This window comes from Endobacterium panacihumi, from assembly GCF_050847465.1.
GTDB lineage: Bacteria > Pseudomonadota > Alphaproteobacteria > Rhizobiales > Rhizobiaceae > Neorhizobium > Neorhizobium panacihumi.
In genome coordinates this window covers 62,181-83,874 of record NZ_JBOZRA010000008.1, presented here as the reverse complement: position 1 = coordinate 83,874, position 21,694 = coordinate 62,181, and the positions used below count along the sequence as shown (strand labels likewise).

The following is a 21,694-nucleotide window of genomic DNA, read 5'->3' as shown; positions in this document are numbered from 1 at the left end:
AAGGTCTTGCGCATACCGGACGCCTGTGACAATCACGGTATCCGAGAGGTCGCCCGACATAGCCGCGGAGCAATGCCTCCATAACGGCGCGCCTGCCAATGGCCGCAGCATCTAAGGGCGACACATGACGATCGACTTGAAGGACAGGATTGCGCTGGTGACCGGCGCTTCGCGTGGCATCGGTTATTTCACGGCGCTGGAACTGGCAAAGGCCGGTGCGCATGTGATTGCCTGCGCCCGCACGGTCGGCGGCCTGGAAGAACTGGATGACGCCATCAAGGCTGTCGGCGGTTCCGCGACCCTCGTCCCTTTCGATATCACCGACATGGCGGCCATCGACAAGCTCGGCGCCTCGATTTTTGAACGTTGGGGCAAGCTCGATATTCTCGTCGCCAATGCCGGCATTCTCGGCGTGATCTCGCCGATCGCCCATGTGGAAGCCAAGGTTTTCGAAAAGGTGATGAATACCAACGTCACGTCGATGTGGCGTCTGATCCGCTCGCTGGAGCCGCTACTGGTCAAATCCGATGCCGGCCGCGCCCTGCTCCTCTCCTCAGGCGTCGCCACCAATCCGCGCGCCTTCTGGGGCGCCTATGCGATGTCGAAGGCGGCAGTGGAAACCATGGGCCGCATCTGGGCCGAGGAAATGGCGCATACCAACCTGAAGATCAATCTCGTCAACCCCGGCGCCACCCGCACCGCCATGCGCGCCCAGGCCATGCCCGGCGAAGACCCGGAAACGCTGCCGCACCCTTCCGAGATCGCCGAAAAAATCCTGCCGCTGATGTCGCCGGAGATGATGGAGAGCGGAAAACTGTTCGTGGTGCGGGAAAACCGTTTTGTGGAGTATCGGCTGCCGGCATAAGTCGCGGCGTCCCCCTATAAAAGCGGGAGTGGAATTCACCTATATTACGACTATGATCCCTGTGATTGGATAGGAAACTCAGAATGTCCAGTAAAGGTCAGCATGTCGTTCCCCAAGCCGGCAAATGGGGCGTTAGAAAAGCAGGTTCCTCAAAATCGACGAGCCTGCACTCCACTCAGGCCGAGGCCATCAAGGTAGCAACACAGATTGCGCGCAATCAAAAGGCAAACGTCTACATCCATGGTGAAGATGGGCGGATCAGAGAGCGCAACTCCTACGGCAACGATCCGCACCCGACAAAAGTGTGAGCGGCTTGGCAACGCCTCCTTTCGAAAAGTCTGTTTTCATAAATTGCCCTTTCGATGAGGATTTTGTTCCGATCCTGCAGGCGATTGCGTTCTGCCTTGTCTATCTCGGCTTTTCTCCGCGGCTTGCTCCTGAGAACTCCGACAATTCGATTGCGCGCCTTGATCGGATCGTGGAAATCGTCAAGGGATCGAAATACGGCATTCACGATCTCAGCCGGTGCCGCTGGACAGGCAAGAAGAAAGACGAATATGCACGCATGAACATGCCCTTCGAACTTGGCATCGATCATGCATCCAGCCGTTTTGGTGGGCCGCCTCACGACACTAAAACCATTCTCATCCTGGAGGAGCGGCGTTACGACTATCAGAAGGCTCTCTCAGACATTTCTGGTTGGGATATAGAAGCCCACGATGGAAAACATGAGAAAGCCGTCACCAAAGTTCGGGCTTGGCTCGCCGCCCAGACAGGTGAAAGATTGGCGCCACGCACAAAAATTCTGGGCGAATACGCCGCATTTCAGGAATGGTATTGGGAGCGGGAACTGGCAGCCGGTGCTTCAGAAGATGACATCCGTGAATATCCGACCGTCGAAATGATAAAGGCGATGCATGAATGGATGGCGCTCGGCAAACCTGTATGAGGTTCGCTGCCTCGTCGTTCTACCCAACCCTCCCCTTGACCAATCCCCGCCCCCGCGCCATAACCGACCCCATGAAAACGACGATTTCCATTTGTGGGAACATTATCCGCTAGCGTTCGCGCTGGTCCGGCCGTTTTCGTCTCTCGAAAGCCTTGAAGACAAACGCCCCGGTCCGGTACCGGTGGTGGCATGCGCCTTGAGCACCTTGGGAGAATTTTTCAATGAGCGTCACGCTCAAGCTATACAATACCTTGAACCGCGAGAAGACGGCCTTCCAGCCGATCGATGCCGACAACGTGCGCGTTTATGTCTGCGGCCCGACGGTTTATGATTTTGCCCATATCGGCAATGCCCGCCCGGTCATCGTCTTCGACGTTCTGTTCCGGCTGCTGCGGCATGTCTATGGCGAGACCCACGTCAACTACGCCCGCAACATCACCGACGTCGACGACAAGATCAACGCGCGCGCCCTGCGAGATTTTCCGCATCTGCCCCTGAACGACGCCATCCACGCGGTGACGGAAAAGACGGCAAGGCAGTTCCATGAGGATGTCGCAGCGCTCGGCTGCCTCGAGCCATCCGTCGAGCCCCGCGCCACCGACAATATCGAGCAGATGGTCACCATCATCGAAAAGCTGATCGGCAACGGCCATGCCTATGTGGCCGAGGGTGAAGTGCTGTTCGATACCAAGTCGATGGGCGATTACGGCCAGCTTTCAAAACGCCCGCTGGACGAACAGCAGGCCGGTGCCCGCATTGCCGTCGATGCCCATAAGAAAAACCCGGGTGACTTCGTTTTGTGGAAACTTTCGTCGCATAACGAACCCGGCTGGGAAAGCCCCTGGGGTCGTGGCCGTCCGGGCTGGCATATCGAATGCTCGGCCATGAGCAACCGCTATCTCGGCGAGGTCTTCGATATCCACGGCGGCGGGCTGGACCTGATTTTTCCGCACCATGAAAACGAGATCGCGCAATCCCGTTGTGCTCATGGCACCGAAGTGATGGCCAATGTCTGGATGCACAACGGTTTTGTGCAGGTTGAAGGCCGCAAGATGTCGAAGTCCGACGGCAATTTCGTCACCATCAACCAGCTGCTGGCCACCGACGACTTTGGCGGCAAGCAGTGGCCGGGCGACGTGCTGCGCCTGGCCATGCTGATGACGCATTATCGCGAACCGATCGATTTTTCGGTGAAGCGGCTGGAGGAAGCCGAACGGCTGATCGCCAAATGGCCGGCGTCGGATGTTTCGGATGCCGCTCCATGCCCGATCGTCATCGACGCGCTGGCTGATGACCTGAACACGGTCGCCGCCGTGCAGCGCCTGCACGCGCTGGCGCAGGAAGCCAATGCGGATGCGACGCTTCTGCCGATGTTTGCGGCCAGTGCTGCCCTTCTCGGTGTGCTCCCGAAAAAGACCGAAGTGGACGAGGCACTGGCCGGTGCCGTCGACGTACTCGTTTCCATGCGGCTGGAAATGCTGAAGGCGAAAAATTTTGCCGAGGCCGACAGGATCCGCGACGAGTTGTCGGCCAAGGGCATCCAGCTGAAGGATGGCAAGGATGCGGCAACCGGCGAGCGGGTGACGACCTGGGAGGTCAAGCGCTAGGATAATTCCGGTGGCGTGTGTCGGCGCCACCGCATGGTGTTCTTCGATGGTTCAGGAGGCTTGAAGAGTGACCAGACAGTTCCAATCCGGCGGCTGCCAATGCGGTGCCGTGCGTTATCGCGCCGAGGGCGAGCTCGGCTTTCCGCATGTCTGCCATTGCCGCATGTGCCAGAAGGCGGCCGGCAGCTATTTTTTGCCGTTCGGCGGTGTGAAATACGAGGATTTCAAGCTCACGCGCGGCGAACCGACATGGTTTCAATCCTCCGACAGCGTACGCCGCGGGTTCTGCGGGCGCTGCGGCACGCCGCTGTTTTACGATGGCGGCAACGATCATATCAGCGTCACGCTCGGTTCGCTGGACGCGCCCGAAAATGTCAGGCCGCAGATGCAGACCAATCTGTCGCGAAAGATGCCGTGGTTCGGCGATCTCGACGGACTTCATCATGACGGCAGTTTCGACATGTCTGCGGACGACAATGCGGCCATCGCCGCCAGCAGCCACCAGCATCCCGACCACGATACCGATGAATGGCCGACGGAGAAGAGGAATTGACCTATCACGTCCATACCGGCGGCTGCCAATGCGGCGCATTGCGCTTCCGTATCGATGGCAAGCCGGACCACACGTCCATCTGTCATTGCCGTATGTGCCAAAAAGCTTTTGGCGCCTATTATGCACCGCTGGTCTCAACCAAGGGTGCTGCATTCAGTTGGACCCGTGGAAACCCGAGGTATTTCCTGTCTTCCAATCATGTGAGGCGCGGTTTCTGTGACAATTGCGGCACCCCGATGACCTATGAGGCGATGGATGGTATCGCGGTTGCGGCCGGCGCTTTCGATGATCCCTCCAGCCTGCCGCCGGTGGTGCAATATGGCACCGAAGGCAAGCTGCCTTTCATCGATCATCTGCATGCCCTGCCCGGCCACCATACGATGGACGATCTGGAAAGCGCGCCGTTTCTGGCCGATCTCGTTTCCAACCAGCATCCCGACCACGATACCGACACCTGGAACCCCAGGCCCGCCACTGGCGGCAACAAGGAGGACGATGCATGAGCGACAGCGCGAAGACAGGTGGTTGCCAGTGCGGCGCCATACGTTTCAGGATCAGGGGCGAACTCGGCCGCGCCTCGATCTGCCATTGCCGCATGTGCCAGAAGGCGTTTGGCGGCTTTTTCGGACCACTGGTGGCAACGCCGGAAAATGGCGTGGAATGGACCCGTGGAGAACCGAAATATTTCCAGTCCTCCGTCAATATCGACCGTGGATTTTGTGAAAACTGCGGCACGCCGCTGACCTATCGCACCCCCTCAAGCCTCGATATCGCCATCGGTGCCTTCGACGAGCGTGACGACCTCATGCCGGTCATTCAGGTCAATCACGCCTTCAGGCTGCCATGGGTGGAAAAGATCTTTGATGCGCCTGTGCACGGCGATGTCGGCTATTACGCCCGGCAGGAGCAGATCATTTCCTTCCAGCATCCTGATCACGACACCGAAAACTGGCCGGAGAGAGGTCTGCACCTGTGACCGAAATTTTGCGCACGTATTATCCCGAGATCGAGCCCTATGAGAGCGGCCATCTCGATGTCGGCGACGGCCATGTGATCTATTGGGAACGTGTCGGCACCAAAGGCGCCAAGCCGGCAGTCTTTCTGCATGGCGGACCGGGCGGCGGTTGCACGCCGGCGCAACGCCGTCTGTTCGATCCGGCACTCTACGACGTTTTGCTGTTCGATCAGCGCGGTTGCGGCCGCTCAACGCCACATGCCGGCCTCGAAGCCAACACGACCTGGCATCTGGTGGCCGATATCGAACGGCTGCGCGCCATGGTGAGTGTGGACAAGTGGCAGGTGTTCGGCGGCTCATGGGGCTCTACGCTGGCGCTCGCTTATGCCGAAACCCATCCCGAGCATGTCAGCGAACTGGTTTTGCGCGGCGTTTACACGCTCACCAAAGCGGAGATGGACTGGTATTACCAGTTCGGCGTCTCGGAAATGTTTCCCGACAAGTGGGAGGATTTTATTGCGCCCATTCCCGAAGCCGAACACCACGAGATGCTCGCGGCCTATCACCGTCGTCTGACCGGCACCGACGCCGCAGAGCAAATCCGTTGCGCAAAGGCATGGAGCGTCTGGGAAGGCTCGACCATCACGCTTTTGCCGGATCCGCAACTGACCTCAAAACATGACGAGGAACACTTCGCGCTGGCTTTCGCTCGCATCGAAACGCATTATTTCATGAACGCCGGCTGGCTGGAAGAAGGTCAGCTCTTGCGCGATGCCACGAAACTCAAGGGAATTCCCGGTGCCATCGTACATGGCCGATACGACATGCCGTGTTCGCTGAAATATGCCTGGCAGCTAGCCAAGATCTGGACGGAGGCGGATTTCCATATTGTCGAGGGTGCCGGGCATGCCGTTTCCGAACCGGGTATTACCGACCAACTGATCCGGGCGACCGATCGGTTTGCGGGGAAAAGTTAACCTGATCGACTGCTTTGCCCTTCTGCCCTATCGGGCGGAGGGGCTTCCAACACAGAATAAATCGGCTCCATGGGAGGAGCATCCATGACCCGCGACCGCATCCACCTTTTCGACACAACGCTTCGCGACGGCCAGCAAACGCCCGGCGTCGATTTTTCTGTCGAGGACAAGATAGCGATTTCGGCCATGCTCGACGAGTTCGGCTTCGATTATGTCGAAGGCGGATATCCGGGCGCCAACCCGACCGATACCGCCTTCTTTTCCGAAAAGCGCACGACCAAGGCAAAATTCGTCGCCTTCGGCATGACCAAGCGAGCCGGCATTTCTTCGTCCAACGATCCGGGGCTTGCGGCACTCCTGCAGGCAAAAAGCGACGCGATCTGTTTCGTCGCCAAGAGTTGGGACTATCATGTAGCGGTCGCGCTCGGTTGCACAAACGAGGAAAACCTCACTTCGATCCGCGACAGCGTCGAAGCCGCCAAGGCAGCGGGCAAGGAGGCACTGGTCGATTGCGAGCACTTTTTCGACGGCTACAAGGCCAATCCGGACTACGCGCTCGCCTGCGCCCGCACCGCTTATGAGGCCGGCGCGCGCTGGGTTGTCCTTTGTGACACCAATGGCGGCACCCAGCCGAACGAGGTGCGTGACATCGTTGCCGCCGTCATCACCTCAGGTATTCCGGGAGTGAATCTCGGCATCCATGCGCATGACGATACCGGACAGGCCGTGGCCAATTCGCTCGCCGCCGTGGAGGCCGGCTGTCGGCAGATACAGGGTACGCTCAACGGCATCGGCGAACGCTGCGGCAATGCCAACCTCATCACCCTCATCGGCACGCTCTGTCTCAAGGAGGCTTATGCCTCCCGTTTCGACACCGCCATAGACCCGGACCGCCTGGCCGGCCTGACCCGTCTGTCACATGCCTTCGACGAACTGCTGAACCGCTCACCCAATCATCAGGCGCCTTATGTCGGGGCCTCCGCCTTCGCCACCAAGGCCGGCATCCATGCCTCGGCACTTTTGAAAGACCCGCGTACCTATGAGCACGTGATACCGGAAAGCGTGGGCAATTTCCGCAAGGTCATGGTCTCGGATCAGGGAGGAAAATCGAATTTCCTCAATGCGCTGAAGCGGCGCGGCATCGAGGTTTCCAAGGATGATCCAAAGCTCGATCACCTGATCTCGATCGTCAAGGAACGCGAGGCTTCGGGTTATGCCTATGAAGGCGCCGATGCCAGTTTCGAACTGCTGGCCCGGCGCACGCTCGGCACCATTCCGGATTTTTTCGCCGTCGATGGTTTTCGCGTGATGGTCGAGCGCCGCTTCGACAGTTTTGGCCGGGTGAAGACGGTTTCGGAAGCGGTCGTGCGCATCGTCATCGACGGAGAAAACCATATGTCGGTGGCCGAAGGCGACGGCCCGGTCAACGCGCTCGACCTCGCGCTGCGCAAGGATTTCGGAAAGTATCAGAACGAGATCGACGACCTCGTTCTTGCCGATTTCAAAGTACGCATCCTGAACGGCGGCACGGAGGCGATCACCCGCGTCCTGATCGAATCCACCGACGGCAGCGGCGTGCGCTGGTGGACAGTGGGCGTCTCGGAAAACATCATTGACGCCTCGTTCCAGGCCCTGATGGATTCGGTGATCTACAAGCTGATGAAAAACCGCGAATTGGCAGGCAGGATCGCGGCGGAATAATAACAAATCGAGAATCCAGAGATGGCTTCTTACTTGCTATTTTATTGTCAAATATGACAACATGAAACTATGAGGGAGATCGCTTGGATCAAGGCCGCATTGAAGGACTTCGGGTCTTTTCCCGAAGCGGTTCAAGATCGTATGAAAGCTGCTCTCGCGATCGCAAGCATGGGCCAGAAGGCAGACTTTGCGAAACCGATGAAAGGTTTGGGCTCCGGCATATTTGAAATTGCCCTGCCTTATCGAACAGATGCGTATCGGGCGATCTATGCGGTGCAACTCGGCGATTCCATCTGGGTCATCCATGCCTTCAGGAAAAAATCAAAGACCGGCATAGCAACGCCTCACCATGAGGTGGAATTGATCAAGGCCCGTCTGAAACGACTAGAGGAGATGTTGCGATGACCGATGACGATTTTGAAATCGTTCGAGGCAGCGGCAATGTTTACGCCGATCTCGGTGACCCGGATGCGGATGCGAAGCTGATGAAAGCTCAACTTGCGGCGGAAATCATCGCCGCGCTAGACCGGCGAAAGCTCACCGTGCGCGAAGGAGAAAAGCTGACCGGCGTCGCGGCTGCCGATCTGTCACGCATTCGCAATGCCGACCTTGGCCGTTTCACCATTGACCGGTTGGTGCGCGTGCTGAATGCGCTCGACCGCCGTGTCACCATCAAAGTCAGCAAAGCTTCTGCATCAAGCCGTACGGCAGTGGCTTGATCATCCCCTCACCGCCCCTTCGCGGCCTTCAGCATGCCGTAGGAATAGACCGCCAGCGCTGACCAGATGAACAGGAACGACACCAGTTTTACCGTGCTCAGCGGCTCCTTGAAGGCGAAGATGGCGATCAAAAAAATCATCGTCGGCGCGATATACTGCATGATGCCTATGGTCGAGAGCCGCAGAAGTTTTGCGCCATTGGCATAGATCATCAGCGGCCCGGCGGTGATCGGGCCGGCCAGCATCAGAATGAACGTGTCATAGCTGGTACCGTTGAAAAGATGGCCCTGCCCCGTCCATTCCAGATAGACGATGTAAGGCAGGAACGGGATGCTGATCAGCAGCACTTCCAGAAAGAAACCCTGATTAGGGCCGATCGGCAGCGTCTTGCGAAAAAGTGCGTAACACCCCCAGGAAAACGCGAGGCCGAGCGAGATCCATGGCAGACCGCCGGAACCGACGGTCAGGATGACGACGCCGATGCCAGCCAGCCCGATGGCCGCAAGCTGTAGCGGGCTCAGCTTTTCACGCAGCACCACGGCCGCCAGAAAGAAGCTGAACAACGGATTGATGAAATAACCGAGCGCACCTTCCAACGCGTGGTTGTTGGCGATCGCCCAGACATAAATGCCCCAGTTCACGGTGATGAAGGCGGCGGTGACGCAAGCCATGCCCAGCATGCTCGGGGTGCGGATCGCCACCTTGAGTTCATCGGTGCGCTTGAGCAGGATCAGCACGGCGCCGGCAACCGGCACAGACCACAACGCGCGATGTGCCAGCACTTCCAGCGGCGGCAGATGCGCCACGGCCTTCAGGTAGAACGGCAGAAACCCCCACATCAGATAGGCCGTGAGCGCGAAGGCAAAACCGCGTGGCGTGTCTTCGTTCTTGACCGGTTGAGAAACGCTCTCGTTCGCCATCAGATGATCCTTCTGCTGAATGAGCGGCTTCTAGTCCTCCAGCAGCCATTGCGCCAATTCATTTGCTTGAAGCTTACATTCAGCAAGGTCATGGATGGCGGCATTCACACCTCATCGAATGACAGTCCCCACTCGTCTTCCCCATACCATTCCTCACCCGCGCGTGGTTGCCGCCAGCGAAAACTGCGCACCCGCGACAGATTGCGTTTCCTGAACGCATCCGTCAGCGCGGCATGACGCCCGTCCGGCACGGAATCCTGCCCTTCTGCCCAGATGAAGGAAACCGGCATCAGAAATCGAGCCCCGAACCCGCGCGCGCGCCGGTCGATCATCAGGAACGCAGCGAAGCGACTGAAAGCCGGCGCACTGCCGGCGTCAGCCACAGGCACACCGAACGGGAAAAGCAACCTGCCACCAATGGCAAGGTTGTCGATCCATGGCGCCGGCGGGTGGTCGAGCGCGAAATTGGCGTAGATGACATCGGCTTCGTCACCGGTCGACACCCATTGCAGGGCATCGGCGTGGATGACGCTGACATTCTGATAATCGGCAAGGGCCTGATGGGCGCGTTCGACAAGCGCCCCGTCATATTCCACGCCGATAACCTGCCCCGACGGACCAACCAGTTCAGCGATGATCGCCGTGTAATAACCGCTGCCAGTGCCCAGATGCACCACCGTTTCGCCGTCGCGAATGCCCAGTTTGTGGAGCGCGCCGGCGTGAAGAGACGGCATGCCGTTGTTGACATGGCGATGCGCGTTCAGGCTGACCAGCATGTCCTGATACAGAACCACAGGATCGCTGGAAGCGAGTTCCTTGTATCGGTTGAAATCACTGAACAGCCACGGCGGCGGACCGACAAAATCCTCTCGCCGTATGGTGGCGAAGGCTTTTTCGAGCCGCGCATCATGGCTGACGCCAGCTTTGGACAGAATCTGGCGAGCATAGATTTGCCGATGAACCCCATCATCATGATTGCTCACGGCACGACACCTTCCACCTGAGATTGTCTCAGATGACGGCAACGGCCGGACAAAATCAAGGCGCGCCCGAAGAAAACCACGAATGGACAATCTTACATCCGGCGAACTGGCAAGGTCATCGGGTGCCGCCATCAGATTTTCAGCCAGACAATGAGGTTACAATCTCAAAGCTTTGAGATCACTTCTTTTTCTCCATCAGACACACCATCTTCCTCGGCTTTTTCGAGAATGGCCGGCACGATCTGATCAACATCCGAAATCACCAGCGGCTGCACCAGATGCGCACGGTGGATAAAACCCTGATCGCGCATATGGCTGACGAGATCGAGCATCGGCTTCCAGAAACCGCCGATATCGGCAAACACCATCGGCTTTTCATGCCGGCCGAGCTGCGCCCAGGTCATGATCTCGACGATCTCCTCCAGCGTGCCGATACCGCCCGGCAGCGTTACGAACGCATCCGAGCGCTCGAACATCTTGTGCTTTCGCTCATGCATGTCCGTGGTGACGATCAGCTCGTCCAGCTGGCCGAGAGAATGGCGCGTTGCCTCCATATCGACAAGAAATTCAGGGATTATCCCCGTGACCTGACCACCGTTCGACAGGACGCCCGAGGCAACCGCTCCCATGATGCCCTTGGTGCCGCCGCCATAAACGAGGCGCAGTCCATGGGCAGCGATGGATTTGCCGAGAGCACGGCCCGCCGCGAGATAGGCAGGGTCACGACCGGGCTGGGAGCCGCAATAAACGCAGATGGATTGGATGGGCACAGTTTTCTCCGTGGCACTCGGGATTTCACGCGTCGCGACGCACAATCGTCAAAAGTGACCGGAAAGAGCTGCAAGAGCAAGGCAGAAATCCTTGAAAAGCTTGTGAAGGTTGCATGAAACGGCTATTTCCCTACTGTGCGGCGGGCGTTCCGTCGGGAGAGAACTGATGTTGAAGAATCCTGCCGGCTGGCTGGCCATTGGTGTCCTTGCTGTCGCGACCATCGTGATGGTGTTTTTCGTCATGCCCCGCATTTCCGACGACAAGCAACCGCTTGGCGAGGCGATCAACGAGGCGGGCAAACAGGTGGAGCAAGCTGTTGCCCAAGGCGGCAAGGCCGCTCAGGACCTCGTCGACGACACGAAGCCTCAGCAACAGGCGGCAACCACCCCTTCCGCGACGGCTGCGCCTGCGCAAACGGCTCAGGCCCCGGCTGCCGCGTCCACGGCGCCGGCTTCTGCCGAACAGGCAAGTGCCGGCAATGCGCCGACTTTCGACGTTCTGCGTGTCGAGCCGGATGGCTCCACCGTGATCGCCGGCCGCGCCGAACCGGGCACCAAGCTCGAAGTTGCCGACAAAAAATCCGTGCTGGCCAAGGCCGATGTGGCACAGGGTGGCGAATTTGCCGCCATCCTCGACAATCCGCTGCCGCCGGGCGACCACGAACTGGTGCTCAAGGTGACCGGCAAGGACGGCAAGACCGTCGTTTCCGAAGAAGTGGCAACGATTTCGGTACCCGCCGTCAAGGGCGGCGAGCTGCTCGCCATGGTCACCAAGCCGGGTGAAGCCAGCCGCCTGATCGCCACGCCCGGCGAGCAGAAGCCGGCCAAGACCGAACGGGTTGCGCTGCCCACAGCGACCAAGACGCCTGAAGCCGCCGCCGCGCAGCCATCGTCTCCCGAGGTTGCCGTTGCCGCTCCCAATGCCGCAAGCGCCACCACCAAGGCCGACGCGACCGGCCAGAAGGCCGAAATTCAGGTGACCGCCGTCGAGATCGAAGGCGATCGCCTGTTCGTCGCCGGCATCGCCAAGCCACAAGCCCAATTGCGCGGTTATGCCGATGACACCGTGATCGGCAACGCCACGGCTGCCGCCAACGGTCACTTCGTCATTGAAGGCAAGGTGCCGCTTTCGGTTGGCGATCATCGCATCGCCGTTGACCAGATCGGCCCCGATGGCAAGGCACTGGTTCGCGTCGCCGTACCATTCAACCGACCGGCCGGTGGCCAGGTCGCGGCTGTTGCAAGTCCTTCGGCATCATCGTCGGGCAAGGCACTCGCACCGATCGATGACGGCGCCTTCGACCGCCAGCGCAATCAGGTGGCACGCGCCCACGAGATCCTCACCGGACTTTACGCCAACGGCGCCGTGCCGACGGCCGAACAGCTGGCAGCCGCCCGCTCGGCCACGATGATCGCGCTCAACTCGCTGACGCAGTACCGCCTTCCGGCCGATGCCAGTGCAGAAGCCCGGCGTATTGCCGACATGACGATCGCGCAGGCCACAGCCGCCCTGAAAGCACTTGAAGCCCTGCCGCGCGACGCAACCGATTTCGGCAAGGGTTTTGTGGAGATCAGCACGATTATTGCCAGCGCCGTCGGCCCCGTTGTCGACACGCCGCCGAGCCAGCTGGGCGCCATGCCTGCCGAAGTGGCGGCCACCACACCCACCGGCGATACCCGCACCATCGAGCAGGCGCCGCTGACCAAGAGCGAGAACGCTTCGGTGATCATCCGCCGTGGCGATACGCTGTGGCAGATTTCCCGTCGCGTTTACGGCCAGGGCGTGCGCTACACGACGATCTATCTCGCAAACGAGGACAAGATCACCAACCCTGACCTGATCCAGCCCGGACAGGTGTTCGGCGTGCCCGATGAGGCCCGCCCGGATGCGGAAGAGATGCACCGCAAGCGGATGCAACAGGGAAAATCCTGATCCTTTGATGAATTCGAACATTATCCCCGCCCTTGTGGCGGGGATATTCGTTTGGGGAGCGCCGACGGCGCGCCGGCGCTTTTCCGGGGCAGATCAATGTCAACAAAAGCCGGGTTTCATCAGCCTGTCATTGCATCCGCAAGCCTTCGCGCTTATGTCCGCCGCATAGCGCTCGCGCACCCCTCGCCTCCAGGGATCAGCATTTCATGGCATCGAAGAAAAAGACCGTTTCGGCGGATAGCGGCAATCCGCTCGGCACACTCGTCAACCTGTGGCCCTACATGTGGCCGACGGGGCGTGCAGACCTGAAGGCGCGCGTGCTGTGGGCAACCTTCTATCTGGTGCTGGCAAAAATCATCCTTCTGTCGGTGCCCTATTTCTTCAAATGGGCAACGGATGCGCTGAACGGCAAGCTGGATATGGCCGGCCTTCTGCCCGCATTCCTGCTCGGCGCCGTCATTCTCGTCATCCTCTACAATCTCACCCGCCTCATTCAGGTGGGCCTGAACCAGCTGCGTGATGCGCTGTTTGCCTCCGTCGGCCAGCATGCCGTGCGCCAGCTTGCCTACAAGACATTTGTCCACATGCATCAGCTGTCCTTGCGTTTCCATCTGGAGCGTAAGACCGGCGGGCTGTCGCGCATCATCGAGCGCGGCACCAAGGGCATCGAAACCATCGTGCGGTTCACGATCCTCAACTCGGTGCCGACGCTTCTGGAATTCGTGCTGACGGCGATCATCTTCTGGGCCGCCTATGGTTTCTGGTATGTCCTCGTCACCGCACTGACCGTCTGGGCCTATATCTGGTTCACCATCAAGGCCAGCGACTGGCGCATCGCCATTCGCCGCTCGATGAACGACAGCGATACTGAGGCCAATACCAAGGCGATCGATTCCCTCCTCAACTTCGAGACCGTCAAATATTTCGGCAACGAGAAGATGGAGGCCGAACGTTTCGATGCCTCCATGGCCAAGTACGAAAAATCCGCGACCGAAGTCTGGACCTCGCTCGGCTGGCTCAACTTCGGCCAGGGCCTGATTTTCGGCATCGGCCAGACGGTGATGATGGTGATGTCGGCGCTGGCCGTGCAGCGCGGCGAACAGACGATCGGCGATTTCGTTTTCGTCAACGCGCTGCTGATGCAGCTGTCGATCCCCCTCAATTTCATCGGTTTCGTTTATCGCGAAATCCGTCAGGGCCTGACCGATATCGAACAGATGTTCGATCTTCTCGAAGTCGAAGCGGAAGTCGTGGACCGTCCCGACGCCAAACCACTGGCGACCGGCCCGGGCGCCATCGCCTTCAACAACGTGCATTTCGCCTATGATCCCGAACGGCCAATCCTCAAGGGCGTGTCCTTCGAGGTTCCGGCCGGCAAGACGGTGGCGATCGTCGGGCCATCGGGTGCCGGAAAATCCACGATTTCGCGGCTGCTCTATCGTTTTTATGATGTGCAGCAGGGTTCGGTGACGATCGATGGACAGGATGTGCGCGAGGTGACGCAACAGTCCCTTCGTTCCGTGATCGGCATGGTGCCGCAGGATACGGTGCTGTTTAACGATACGATCGCCTACAACATCCGCTACGGCCGCCCGGCCGCCAGCACCGAGGAGGTCAAGGCCGCCGCCGACATCGCCCAGATCGGCACGTTCATCACCCATCTGCCGGAAGGTTTCGACACCAAGGTCGGTGAACGCGGCCTAAAACTGTCGGGCGGGGAAAAGCAGCGCGTGGCAATCGCCCGCACGGTGCTGAAAGGCCCGCCGATCCTCATTCTCGACGAGGCGACGTCGGCCCTCGACACAACGACCGAACACGAGATCCAGTCGGCGCTCGACGTGGTCTCGAAAAACCGCACGACGCTGGTGATTGCGCACCGGCTATCGACCGTCATCAATGCCGACGAGATCATCGTTTTGCGCGCCGGCGAGATTGCCGAACGCGGCACGCATATGGACCTCATCGAACAGGGCGGCCTTTACGCCTCGATGTGGAACCGCCAGCGCGAGGCCACGCAGGCGGAAGAACATCTGCGGCAGGTGCGCGAGAGCGACGACCTCGGTGTCGTCACCCGCGGCCAGCCGGCCGGCGAATAAGGAGTTTTCGACATGAAACGGAACCGCAAAACCCGCCTGATCGTGCTCGGAGCCGTCGGCATCATTTATGCTCTGGTGCTGATCTTCTGGGGCTCACCGCTTCTGGCGTTTACCACATGGATGGGCTGGGTCGATCCGCAGGCTGCTCGCTGAGGCGACGCACTGTTCACCACCCGGCCACTGTGAATGGGCCAAGCGGCATGCCATCTGTGTCTCAACGTTCATACGATGTGCTGCACGGCCGTGAGTTTGGATTGGGACGATTTTTGATCCCGATCCGCCGTGTTTGCCAACATAAGGCAAAGTCATGAAAAAGATCGGCTTTCTTTCCTTTGGCCACTGGTCGCCCTCGCCGCAGTCCGGCACTCGCTCTGCCGGTGATGCACTTCTGCAATCGATCGACCTTGCGGTCGCGGCCGAAGAACTCGGCGCGGATGGCGCCTATTTCCGCGTTCACCATTTTGCCCGACAGCTCGCAGCCCCCTTTCCGCTTCTCGCTGCCGTCGGCGCGAAAACGAAAAAGATCGAGATCGGCACCGGCGTCATCGACATGCGTTACGAAAACCCGCTCTACATGGCGGAAGACGCAGGCGCTGCCGACCTGATTTCGCAAGGCCGTCTGCAACTCGGCATCAGCCGTGGTTCGCCGGAACAGGTGATCGATGGCTGGCGGTATTTCGGCTATCAGCCGGGCGAAGGTGAGAGCGAGGCCGACATGGCCCGCCGCAACACCGAGATCCTGCTGGAAGTGCTGAAGGGCAACGGTTTCGCCCAACCCAACCCGCGCCCGATGTTTCCGAACCCGCCAGGCATGCTGCGTCTGGAGCCGCATTCCGAAGGATTGCGGGACCGGATCTGGTGGGGCGCCGGCTCGAACGCGACCGCTGAATGGGCAGCCAAACTCGGCATGAACCTGCAGAGTTCGACGCTCAAGGACGACGAAACCGGCGAGGCTTTCCACATCCAGCAGGCCAAGCAGATCCGCGCCTATCGCGAGGCATGGAAGGAAGCCGGCCATACGCGCACGCCGCGCGTCTCTGTCAGCCGCAGCATCTTTGCGCTCGTTGACGATCGCGACCGAGCCTATTTCGGCAATGGGGCCAAGGAAGACGATTCGATCGGCTTCATCGACGAAAAGACCCGCGCCATCTTTGGTCGCTCCTATGCCGGTGAGCCGGACAAGCTGATCGAGGAGTTGAAGAAGGACGAGGCGATTGCCGAGGCCGATACGCTGCTGCTGACCGTGCCGAACCAGCTGGGCGTCGATTACAACGCCCATGTGATCGAGGCGATCCTCAAGCATGTCGCACCCGCCATGGGCTGGCGCTAGGTTTTCTCGATACATGAAAAAGGCCCGGAAGTCGCAATGATTTCCGGGCCTTGTCGTATAACGTTGCGGCGTCGGGTTTAACCCGAAATCATATCGCCGCGCTGCCATTCCTCCTTGCCCCAGTTGCGCAGGCGCATGCGCGGCGCAATCAGCCAGGAAATGAAGGGCGACAACACGAAGCTTAGTACCACGACGGCCGGGATCAGATATTTGGCCTGTTCCGTCAGAGCCGGAACCGTCAGCACGGTGATGGTGCCGATACCGAAAAGAACGGCATTGACCATCATACCGCACATGATCGTCAGCCAGATGTTCGTTTTGGTCATGTCAATTCTCCTTGAGTAAGACTGACCCAATTCCTTCGCCACCGTATAGGTTCCCGCAAAATGCGACGATTGATCGCATTTCTTTCATTCGTTCCCGGCCTAACACGTTTTCACCCTCTATCAACAAGGTGAAGGACAGCATTACGGAACCACATTGCCGCAATGAGGGTTTTTATGTAGTCAGGGTGCGCCGACAACGCAGGAGAACTACGGTTGATCAACCTACTCGACACCATTCGCAACACGCTCGTCCCCATCCACAAGGAGGGATACCTTTTCGTCGCTGCGTTCTTCGTGGTGTCGCTGGTACTGGGCCTGATTGCAGAACCGCTGTTCTGGATCGGTCTTATCCTGACCGCATGGTGCGCCTATTTCTTCCGTGATCCCGAACGCGTCGTGCCGCAGGACGAAGATCTCGTCATCAGCCCGGCAGACGGCCGCATCAGCCATGTCGCCATGGTCGTGCCGCCGGCGGAACTGGATCTCGGCTCGGAGCCGATGCTGCGCATTTCGGTGTTCATGAACGTCTTCGATTGCCACATCAACCGCGCCCCGGTGCGTGGCCGTATTTCCCAGATCGCCTATCGTTCGGGTCAGTTCATCAACGCCGAACTCGACAAGGCCTCGACCGACAACGAGCGCAATGGCCTGGTCATCGAAAGCAAGCACGGCAAGCTTGGCGTCGTGCAGATCGCAGGCCTCGTTGCCCGCCGCATTCTCTGCTTCGTGCAGCCGAACGAGCCTCTGGAAGCCGGTGAGCGTTTCGGCCTGATCCGTTTTGGTTCGCGTCTCGACGTTTATGTGCCGGCCGGCGGTGAAGCCCGTGTCTCGATCGGCCAGCGTGCCATCGGCGGTGAAACGGTTCTGGCCGAATTCGGCTCGGCCAAGGGTCCGGTCGTCAGCCGCCGCAACTGACGCAGACAAAGCCCTGAATAACGGAGCCCCTACGGAGAATGACAATGGAACAACCCGTCGAGCCGCACACCAACGAACAGGAAGACAAGCGCGAGAGCGCATCGACCGTTCGTCAGGACGATAGCGGCCGCGGGCCCCGTCTGCGCGAAATTCCGCTCAGGCTGATGATCCCCAATGTCATTACCGTACTTGCCATCTGCGCCGGTCTGACCGGCATTCGGCTGGCCTTCGAGGGCCGGTTCGAACTGGCCGTGGGCATGGTTCTTCTTGCAGCCTTTCTCGATGGCATCGACGGGCGCATCGCCCGTCTCCTGAAGGCGACGTCGCGATTCGGCGTGCAAATGGACAGTCTTGCCGACATCATCAATTTCGGCGTTGCCCCTGCCCTCGTGCTTTATGCCTATGTGCTCGATGGCGCCCGGTCTCTCGGCTGGATCGCGGCGCTGATCTATGCGATCGCCGCCGGCCTGCGCCTCGCGCGTTTCAACGTGATGGAAGAGCGACAGGTAAAAGCGCCGTGGCAGTCTGAGTTCTTTGTCGGCGTGCCGGCACCGATGGGTGCCATGCTGGTGCTTCTGCCCGTCTATCTCGGCTTTCTGGGTGTGCCTCTGGAGGGTTGGGTAGCTTATGCCGCCAGCGCCTATACGGTCTTGATGGGATATCTTCTCGTCAGCCGCCTGCCGATCTGGTCCGGCAAGTCGGAAACCCGCATCCGCCGAAACCTGATGTTGCCGGTCATTCTTGGCGTCGTCATCTATGTGGCGCTGCTGATGAGCTTTACGTGGGAAGTGCTCTCCGTGACGGTGATCGCTTATCTCTGCATACTGCCGTTCAGCGCCCGCGCCTGGCACCGTCGTTACGGCACGCTCACCATCGAGGATGATCACGCTTCGCCGTGATTTCCTGACATTCATCACAGAGCGACGATTCGCGCTGCACTGCACATCCAGTCTGCGGCAAGATGACACCTGTATGAATATTCCTCCGGATCGCTATGACATTACCGTATTTCCGCCCGGATTTATGGTGAAAGCGGCGATCGATAACAAGATCGCTCCAGAGGAAACAAAAATGAACAACCAGAAGGCTCCGGCCGAAAAGAACCAGAACGACCTGCACGCACCGTTGCGCCCGCTCGGCATCAAGGCCGTGATTGCCGCAACCATGATGCTGAAGCGCAAGCCTGCCAAGAAGTCCTGAGTTCAGACCGGTTTAATCGCCGGCAACAAAGTTAAACAGCAGGCCGATGGCGAGCAACGCCATGATGAGGCCGATCAGCACGTCCAGCACGCGCCAGGCCGATGGCCTGGCAAAGAGCGGCGCCAGAAAACGTGCCCCATATCCCAGCGCGAAAAACCAGGTGAATGACGCGACCACGGCACCGATGCCGTAGGCCAGTCGTGCCGTTCCTTCATGGGCGGCCGACAAACTGCCGAGCAGCACCACCGTATCCAGATAGACATGCGGATTGAGAAAGGTGAAGGCGAGGCAAGCCATGATCGCCGCCTTCAACGGCATGCCCTGCGGCGCGCCCGCAGCCATGGCCGATGGCGCCAGGGCGCGCTTGAACGCCATGAAGGAATAGGTTGCCAGAAACAGAAAACCGCCAATGGTGACAACCGCGATCAGCGTCGGCGATCGCGAGACGAGTGTGCCGAGACCGGCAACACCAGCGGCAATCAGCAATGCGTCCGAGGCAGCACAGATCAGGCAGAGGATAAACACGTGACTGCGGATCAGCCCCTGGCGCAGGATGAAGGCGTTCTGCGCGCCGATCGCAACGATCAGCGAGCCACCGAGCGCAAAGCCGGACACAGCGGCGGGAAGAAGATCCATTGAGGGGAAGTCCAGTCTGACATAAGGCGGGAGAAGGATCAGTACACGAGAATCAGAAAAGAGAAAGCTGGCTATCGTCAGGCTTCGGCTTTGGTTTGATCACCGGCAGCGGCGCCACGTCATCGACCGGCAGCTGAAGCTCCGCTCCCATGTTTGTGACCTTGTTGACACGGTCCGATACCGGGATCGCCTCGAAAAAATCGTCATCCACCGCCGTCATCAGATCCTTGACCTCACGTGGCTCCTGCGTGCGGCAGTCCAGCCAGCGGGTAAAATCCTCTTGGGAAATCACCACCGGCATGCGGTCATGAATGCGTTTCAGCGAAGGGTTGGCGGCAGTCGTGAGAATGGCGGCGGTATCGATCTCCGATCCGTCGGCCGAGGCATAGGTTTCCATTAGCCCGGCAAAGGCGATGAGGCCGCCCTTCTTCGGGCGTATCCAGTAAGGTTGTGACTTTTCTTCACCCGATTTTTCCGGCCGCCGCCATTCGTAAAAACCAGATGCGGGCACGAGGATGCGGCGATGGCGCATGGCAGCGCGAAACGATGCCTTGCCGATCGCCGTTTCTGCGCGGGCGTTGATCATCAGGCTGAGATCCTTCGGATCCTTTGCCCAGCCGGGAATGAAACCCCAGCGGGCGAGAAAAGCCCTGCGGTCCGGCAGATTGCTGCCGGGATCGGGCCGTTCCGCCTGCATGACCACAAGAATGGGTTGCGTCGGCGCAATATTGAAGCGTGGCGGAAAATCCTCCACCAGCGCAACGCTGACGAAATTCAAAACGTCATCGGGTGTTGTCGTCAGGGCGTATCGTCCGCACATGTTTCTGTCTTCGCACCGGTGCGCGCGATGGTCAACGGGAGGCTCAGGCGCTGCGCGGCCCAAAAATGATGACGGCCGAGCCGATCAGGCAAAGCGCCGTGCCGGCCAGATCCCAACGATCCGGCATGCGGCCTTCGACCGCGAGCAGCCACAGGATGGAAGCAAGGATATAGATGCCGCCATAAGCCGCATAGGTGCGCCCCGCCGCTTCGCTTTCCACCAGCGCCAGCAACCATGCGAACAGGACGAGACTAACAACACCCGGCGCCAGCCACCAGAGCGGCTTTTCCAGTCGCAACCAGCCCCAAACGGCGAAACAACCGGCAATCTCGAAAACGGCGGCGAGAACGTAGAGGGTGTAGGTCTTGATCAAAAGCATCACCTTGTCGATTTGTAGCGCATACGCTACAATTTCATATGATCGAAATTCGGGAAACGGCAATCTATGCGAATTGGTTTTCCCGACTTCGTGATGAGCGGGCAAAGGCCCGTATCAATATGCGTATCCGCCGTTTGTCACTTGGCAATGCAGGAGATGTAAAGCCCGTTGGCCGCGGAATCAGCGAGCTGCGGATCGATTACGGTCCCGGCTATCGCATCTATTTCGTTCTAAGGGGACAGGTTCTCGTCATCCTTCTTTGCGGGGGCGATAAATCGACCCAGAAGGTGGATATCGCTGCAGCCAAAAGCCTGGCTGCAACTCTGGAGGAATGAGCATGTCTGTTGACACGAAAAAATGGGATATTGCCGACCATCTCGACAGCGATGATCGGATCGCACTTTATCTGGAAGCGGTTTTCGACGACGGCGACCCCACTCTGATTGCCGCAGCAATCGGCGATGTGGCGCGCGCGCGCGGCATGACACAAGTGGCGAAAGAGACCGGCCTGTCGCGCGAGAATCTTTATCGGGCATTGAGTGAGGGGGGAAATCCGGAATTCGCCACCATTTTGAAAGTCATTCGCGCGATCGGTTATGATCTGACGATCGTCCCACTCGCACCGGCTGCTTGAAATGCATCCCCGCCCCGCATCCTCCGCCATTCTCGAACGTGATGGCCGTTTCCTGCTGATCAGGCGAATCAATCCACCATCCGCCGATCTGTTCGCCTTTCCGGGCGGGCGTGGCGAGCCGGGAGAAACACCGGCCGAAACCGCCGTGCGGGAATTTTTCGAGGAAACCGGCATTTCTGTCCGCGAACCGGAACTCTTTGCGACCTACGATCTGAAGGCCGAATCAGAAACCGGCAATGTGCTCAACCACTTCTTTCTATCCGTCTTTCTGGTTCAGGCCGACGAGGAGATCGAGGCTGTTGCCGCCGATGACGCGGCCGATCCGGGCTGGTACACGGTGGATGAAATCCGTGCGCTGCCGGTGCCGCCAAGCGTGCTTGAATGTGCCGAACGGCTGGCGGCGCGGCCTGCAAAAGGCTAAAAGGC

Annotated in this window: 28 protein-coding genes; 21 read left to right on the top strand and 7 right to left on the bottom strand. The window is 59.3% G+C overall.

The genetic code is table 11. From position 1 onward, the window contains the following. Positions 1-124 precede the first annotated feature (124 nt). The 11 genes from ACRQ1B_RS25280 (at position 125) to ACRQ1B_RS25230 (ending at position 8,326) form a co-directional block, all read left to right on the top strand. Positions 125-865, top strand: a complete 741-nt coding sequence (locus tag ACRQ1B_RS25280) for an SDR family NAD(P)-dependent oxidoreductase (protein WP_432296891.1) — start codon at positions 125-127, stop codon at positions 863-865. 83 nt (positions 866-948) lie between these two features. Then, positions 949-1,173: a DUF2188 domain-containing protein gene (locus tag ACRQ1B_RS25275; protein WP_432296890.1), complete on the top strand. Its 225-nt coding sequence runs from the start codon at positions 949-951 to the stop codon at positions 1,171-1,173. A 170-nt stretch (positions 1,174-1,343) separates the two neighbouring features. Beyond that, positions 1,344-1,814 (top strand): hypothetical protein, encoded by a 471-nt coding sequence (locus ACRQ1B_RS25270; RefSeq protein WP_432296889.1) that lies wholly within the window; start codon positions 1,344-1,346, stop codon positions 1,812-1,814. A gap of 221 nt (positions 1,815-2,035) precedes the next feature. Then, positions 2,036-3,421 (top strand): cysteine--tRNA ligase, encoded by a 1,386-nt coding sequence (gene cysS, locus ACRQ1B_RS25265; RefSeq protein ID WP_432296888.1) that lies wholly within the window; start codon positions 2,036-2,038, stop codon positions 3,419-3,421. Between the two features lie 67 nt (positions 3,422-3,488). Further along, entirely contained in the window at positions 3,489-3,974 is a 486-nt protein-coding gene (locus ACRQ1B_RS25260; protein WP_432296887.1) for a GFA family protein, read from the top strand. Further along, entirely contained in the window at positions 3,950-4,477 is a 528-nt protein-coding gene (locus ACRQ1B_RS25255; protein WP_432296886.1) for a GFA family protein, read from the top strand. The genes ACRQ1B_RS25260 and ACRQ1B_RS25255 overlap by 25 nt, the downstream gene beginning before the upstream one ends. After that, positions 4,474-4,950 (top strand): GFA family protein, encoded by a 477-nt coding sequence (locus ACRQ1B_RS25250; protein ID WP_432296885.1) that lies wholly within the window; start codon positions 4,474-4,476, stop codon positions 4,948-4,950. The genes ACRQ1B_RS25255 and ACRQ1B_RS25250 overlap by 4 nt, the downstream gene beginning before the upstream one ends. Then, positions 4,947-5,906: a prolyl aminopeptidase gene (gene pip, locus ACRQ1B_RS25245; RefSeq protein ID WP_432296884.1), complete on the top strand. Its 960-nt coding sequence runs from the start codon at positions 4,947-4,949 to the stop codon at positions 5,904-5,906. Before ACRQ1B_RS25250 ends, pip begins: the two co-directional genes overlap by 4 nt. Before the next feature lie 84 nt (positions 5,907-5,990). Next, a complete protein-coding gene (cimA, locus tag ACRQ1B_RS25240) occupies positions 5,991-7,607 on the top strand; it encodes a citramalate synthase (RefSeq protein WP_432296883.1) in 1,617 nt (538 codons plus the stop codon). Positions 7,608-7,676: 69 nt separating this feature from the next. Then, positions 7,677-8,012, top strand: coding sequence for a type II toxin-antitoxin system RelE/ParE family toxin (locus ACRQ1B_RS25235; RefSeq protein WP_432296882.1), 336 nt, complete (start codon positions 7,677-7,679; stop codon positions 8,010-8,012). Then, positions 8,009-8,326 carry a helix-turn-helix domain-containing protein gene (locus ACRQ1B_RS25230; protein WP_432296881.1) on the top strand — a complete coding sequence of 106 codons (318 nt, stop codon included), beginning with the start codon at positions 8,009-8,011 and terminating at the stop codon, positions 8,324-8,326. The genes ACRQ1B_RS25235 and ACRQ1B_RS25230 overlap by 4 nt, the downstream gene beginning before the upstream one ends. A gap of 8 nt (positions 8,327-8,334) precedes the next feature. Here the strand turns inward: ACRQ1B_RS25230 and rarD are convergent, their stop codons facing one another. From rarD to ACRQ1B_RS25215, 3 genes are all read right to left on the bottom strand, one after another. After that, entirely contained in the window at positions 8,335-9,246 is a 912-nt protein-coding gene (gene rarD / locus ACRQ1B_RS25225; RefSeq protein WP_432296880.1) for an EamA family transporter RarD, read from the bottom strand. A gap of 104 nt (positions 9,247-9,350) precedes the next feature. Next, entirely contained in the window at positions 9,351-10,229 is an 879-nt protein-coding gene (locus tag ACRQ1B_RS25220; protein ID WP_432296879.1) for a protein-L-isoaspartate O-methyltransferase family protein, read from the bottom strand. A gap of 164 nt (positions 10,230-10,393) precedes the next feature. Then, the gene (locus ACRQ1B_RS25215) at positions 10,394-11,023 is read right to left on the bottom strand and encodes an LOG family protein (RefSeq protein WP_432297048.1); all 630 of its coding nucleotides are present in this window, start codon (positions 11,021-11,023) and stop codon (positions 10,394-10,396) included. Positions 11,024-11,165: 142 nt separating this feature from the next. Here ACRQ1B_RS25215 and ACRQ1B_RS25210 point away from each other — a divergent pair, with 142 nt between their 5' ends. The 4 genes from ACRQ1B_RS25210 (at position 11,166) to ACRQ1B_RS25195 (ending at position 16,358) form a co-directional block, all read left to right on the top strand. Next, positions 11,166-12,932, top strand: a complete 1,767-nt coding sequence (locus ACRQ1B_RS25210; RefSeq protein ID WP_432296878.1) for an Ig-like domain-containing protein — start codon at positions 11,166-11,168, stop codon at positions 12,930-12,932. Positions 12,933-13,138: 206 nt separating this feature from the next. Then, complete coding sequence (locus ACRQ1B_RS25205; RefSeq protein WP_432296877.1) at positions 13,139-15,028, top strand: ABCB family ABC transporter ATP-binding protein/permease; 1,890 nt, start codon at positions 13,139-13,141, stop codon at positions 15,026-15,028. A 12-nt stretch (positions 15,029-15,040) separates the two neighbouring features. Continuing rightward, complete coding sequence (locus tag ACRQ1B_RS25200; protein WP_432296876.1) at positions 15,041-15,181, top strand: hypothetical protein; 141 nt, start codon at positions 15,041-15,043, stop codon at positions 15,179-15,181. Between the two features lie 154 nt (positions 15,182-15,335). Continuing rightward, positions 15,336-16,358: an LLM class flavin-dependent oxidoreductase gene (locus ACRQ1B_RS25195; protein WP_432296875.1), complete on the top strand. Its 1,023-nt coding sequence runs from the start codon at positions 15,336-15,338 to the stop codon at positions 16,356-16,358. Between the two features lie 77 nt (positions 16,359-16,435). Here the strand turns inward: ACRQ1B_RS25195 and ACRQ1B_RS25190 are convergent, their stop codons facing one another. Beyond that, positions 16,436-16,684, bottom strand: a complete 249-nt coding sequence (locus tag ACRQ1B_RS25190; protein ID WP_432296874.1) for a hypothetical protein — start codon at positions 16,682-16,684, stop codon at positions 16,436-16,438. Between the two features lie 216 nt (positions 16,685-16,900). Here ACRQ1B_RS25190 and ACRQ1B_RS25185 point away from each other — a divergent pair, with 216 nt between their 5' ends. Genes ACRQ1B_RS25185 through ACRQ1B_RS25175 form a run of 3 tightly spaced genes read left to right on the top strand, consistent with a single transcriptional unit; the run spans position 16,901 to position 18,799 of the window. Continuing rightward, complete coding sequence (locus tag ACRQ1B_RS25185; RefSeq protein ID WP_432297047.1) at positions 16,901-17,599, top strand: phosphatidylserine decarboxylase; 699 nt, start codon at positions 16,901-16,903, stop codon at positions 17,597-17,599. Between the two features lie 44 nt (positions 17,600-17,643). Next, positions 17,644-18,498 carry a CDP-diacylglycerol--serine O-phosphatidyltransferase gene (gene pssA, locus ACRQ1B_RS25180; RefSeq protein ID WP_432296873.1) on the top strand — a complete coding sequence of 285 codons (855 nt, stop codon included), beginning with the start codon at positions 17,644-17,646 and terminating at the stop codon, positions 18,496-18,498. After that, entirely contained in the window at positions 18,479-18,799 is a 321-nt protein-coding gene (locus ACRQ1B_RS25175; RefSeq protein WP_432296872.1) for a hypothetical protein, read from the top strand. The genes pssA and ACRQ1B_RS25175 overlap by 20 nt, the downstream gene beginning before the upstream one ends. Before the next feature lie 12 nt (positions 18,800-18,811). Here ACRQ1B_RS25175 and ACRQ1B_RS25170 read toward each other — a convergent pair whose 3' ends face one another. From ACRQ1B_RS25170 to ACRQ1B_RS25160, 3 genes are read right to left on the bottom strand one after another with little or no spacing between them, the layout of a single operon-like run. Continuing rightward, positions 18,812-19,435 (bottom strand): LysE/ArgO family amino acid transporter, encoded by a 624-nt coding sequence (locus ACRQ1B_RS25170; protein WP_432296871.1) that lies wholly within the window; start codon positions 19,433-19,435, stop codon positions 18,812-18,814. Between the two features lie 52 nt (positions 19,436-19,487). After that, on the bottom strand, positions 19,488-20,255 hold the full coding sequence (locus ACRQ1B_RS25165; protein WP_432296870.1) for an SOS response-associated peptidase: 768 nt from the start codon (positions 20,253-20,255) through the stop codon (positions 19,488-19,490). Between the two features lie 43 nt (positions 20,256-20,298). Further along, positions 20,299-20,634: a YnfA family protein gene (locus tag ACRQ1B_RS25160; protein WP_432296869.1), complete on the bottom strand. Its 336-nt coding sequence runs from the start codon at positions 20,632-20,634 to the stop codon at positions 20,299-20,301. A 38-nt stretch (positions 20,635-20,672) separates the two neighbouring features. Here ACRQ1B_RS25160 and ACRQ1B_RS25155 point away from each other — a divergent pair, with 38 nt between their 5' ends. The 3 genes from ACRQ1B_RS25155 to ACRQ1B_RS25145 are packed head-to-tail and all read left to right on the top strand — an operon-like array spanning position 20,673 to position 21,689. Continuing rightward, entirely contained in the window at positions 20,673-20,969 is a 297-nt protein-coding gene (locus ACRQ1B_RS25155; RefSeq protein ID WP_432296868.1) for a type II toxin-antitoxin system RelE/ParE family toxin, read from the top strand. A 2-nt stretch (positions 20,970-20,971) separates the two neighbouring features. Further along, complete coding sequence (locus ACRQ1B_RS25150) at positions 20,972-21,268, top strand: addiction module antidote protein (RefSeq protein ID WP_432296867.1); 297 nt, start codon at positions 20,972-20,974, stop codon at positions 21,266-21,268. A 1-nt stretch (position 21,269) separates the two neighbouring features. After that, positions 21,270-21,689, top strand: a complete 420-nt coding sequence (locus ACRQ1B_RS25145) for an NUDIX hydrolase (RefSeq protein ID WP_432296866.1) — start codon at positions 21,270-21,272, stop codon at positions 21,687-21,689. Positions 21,690-21,694: the final 5 nt, after the last annotated feature.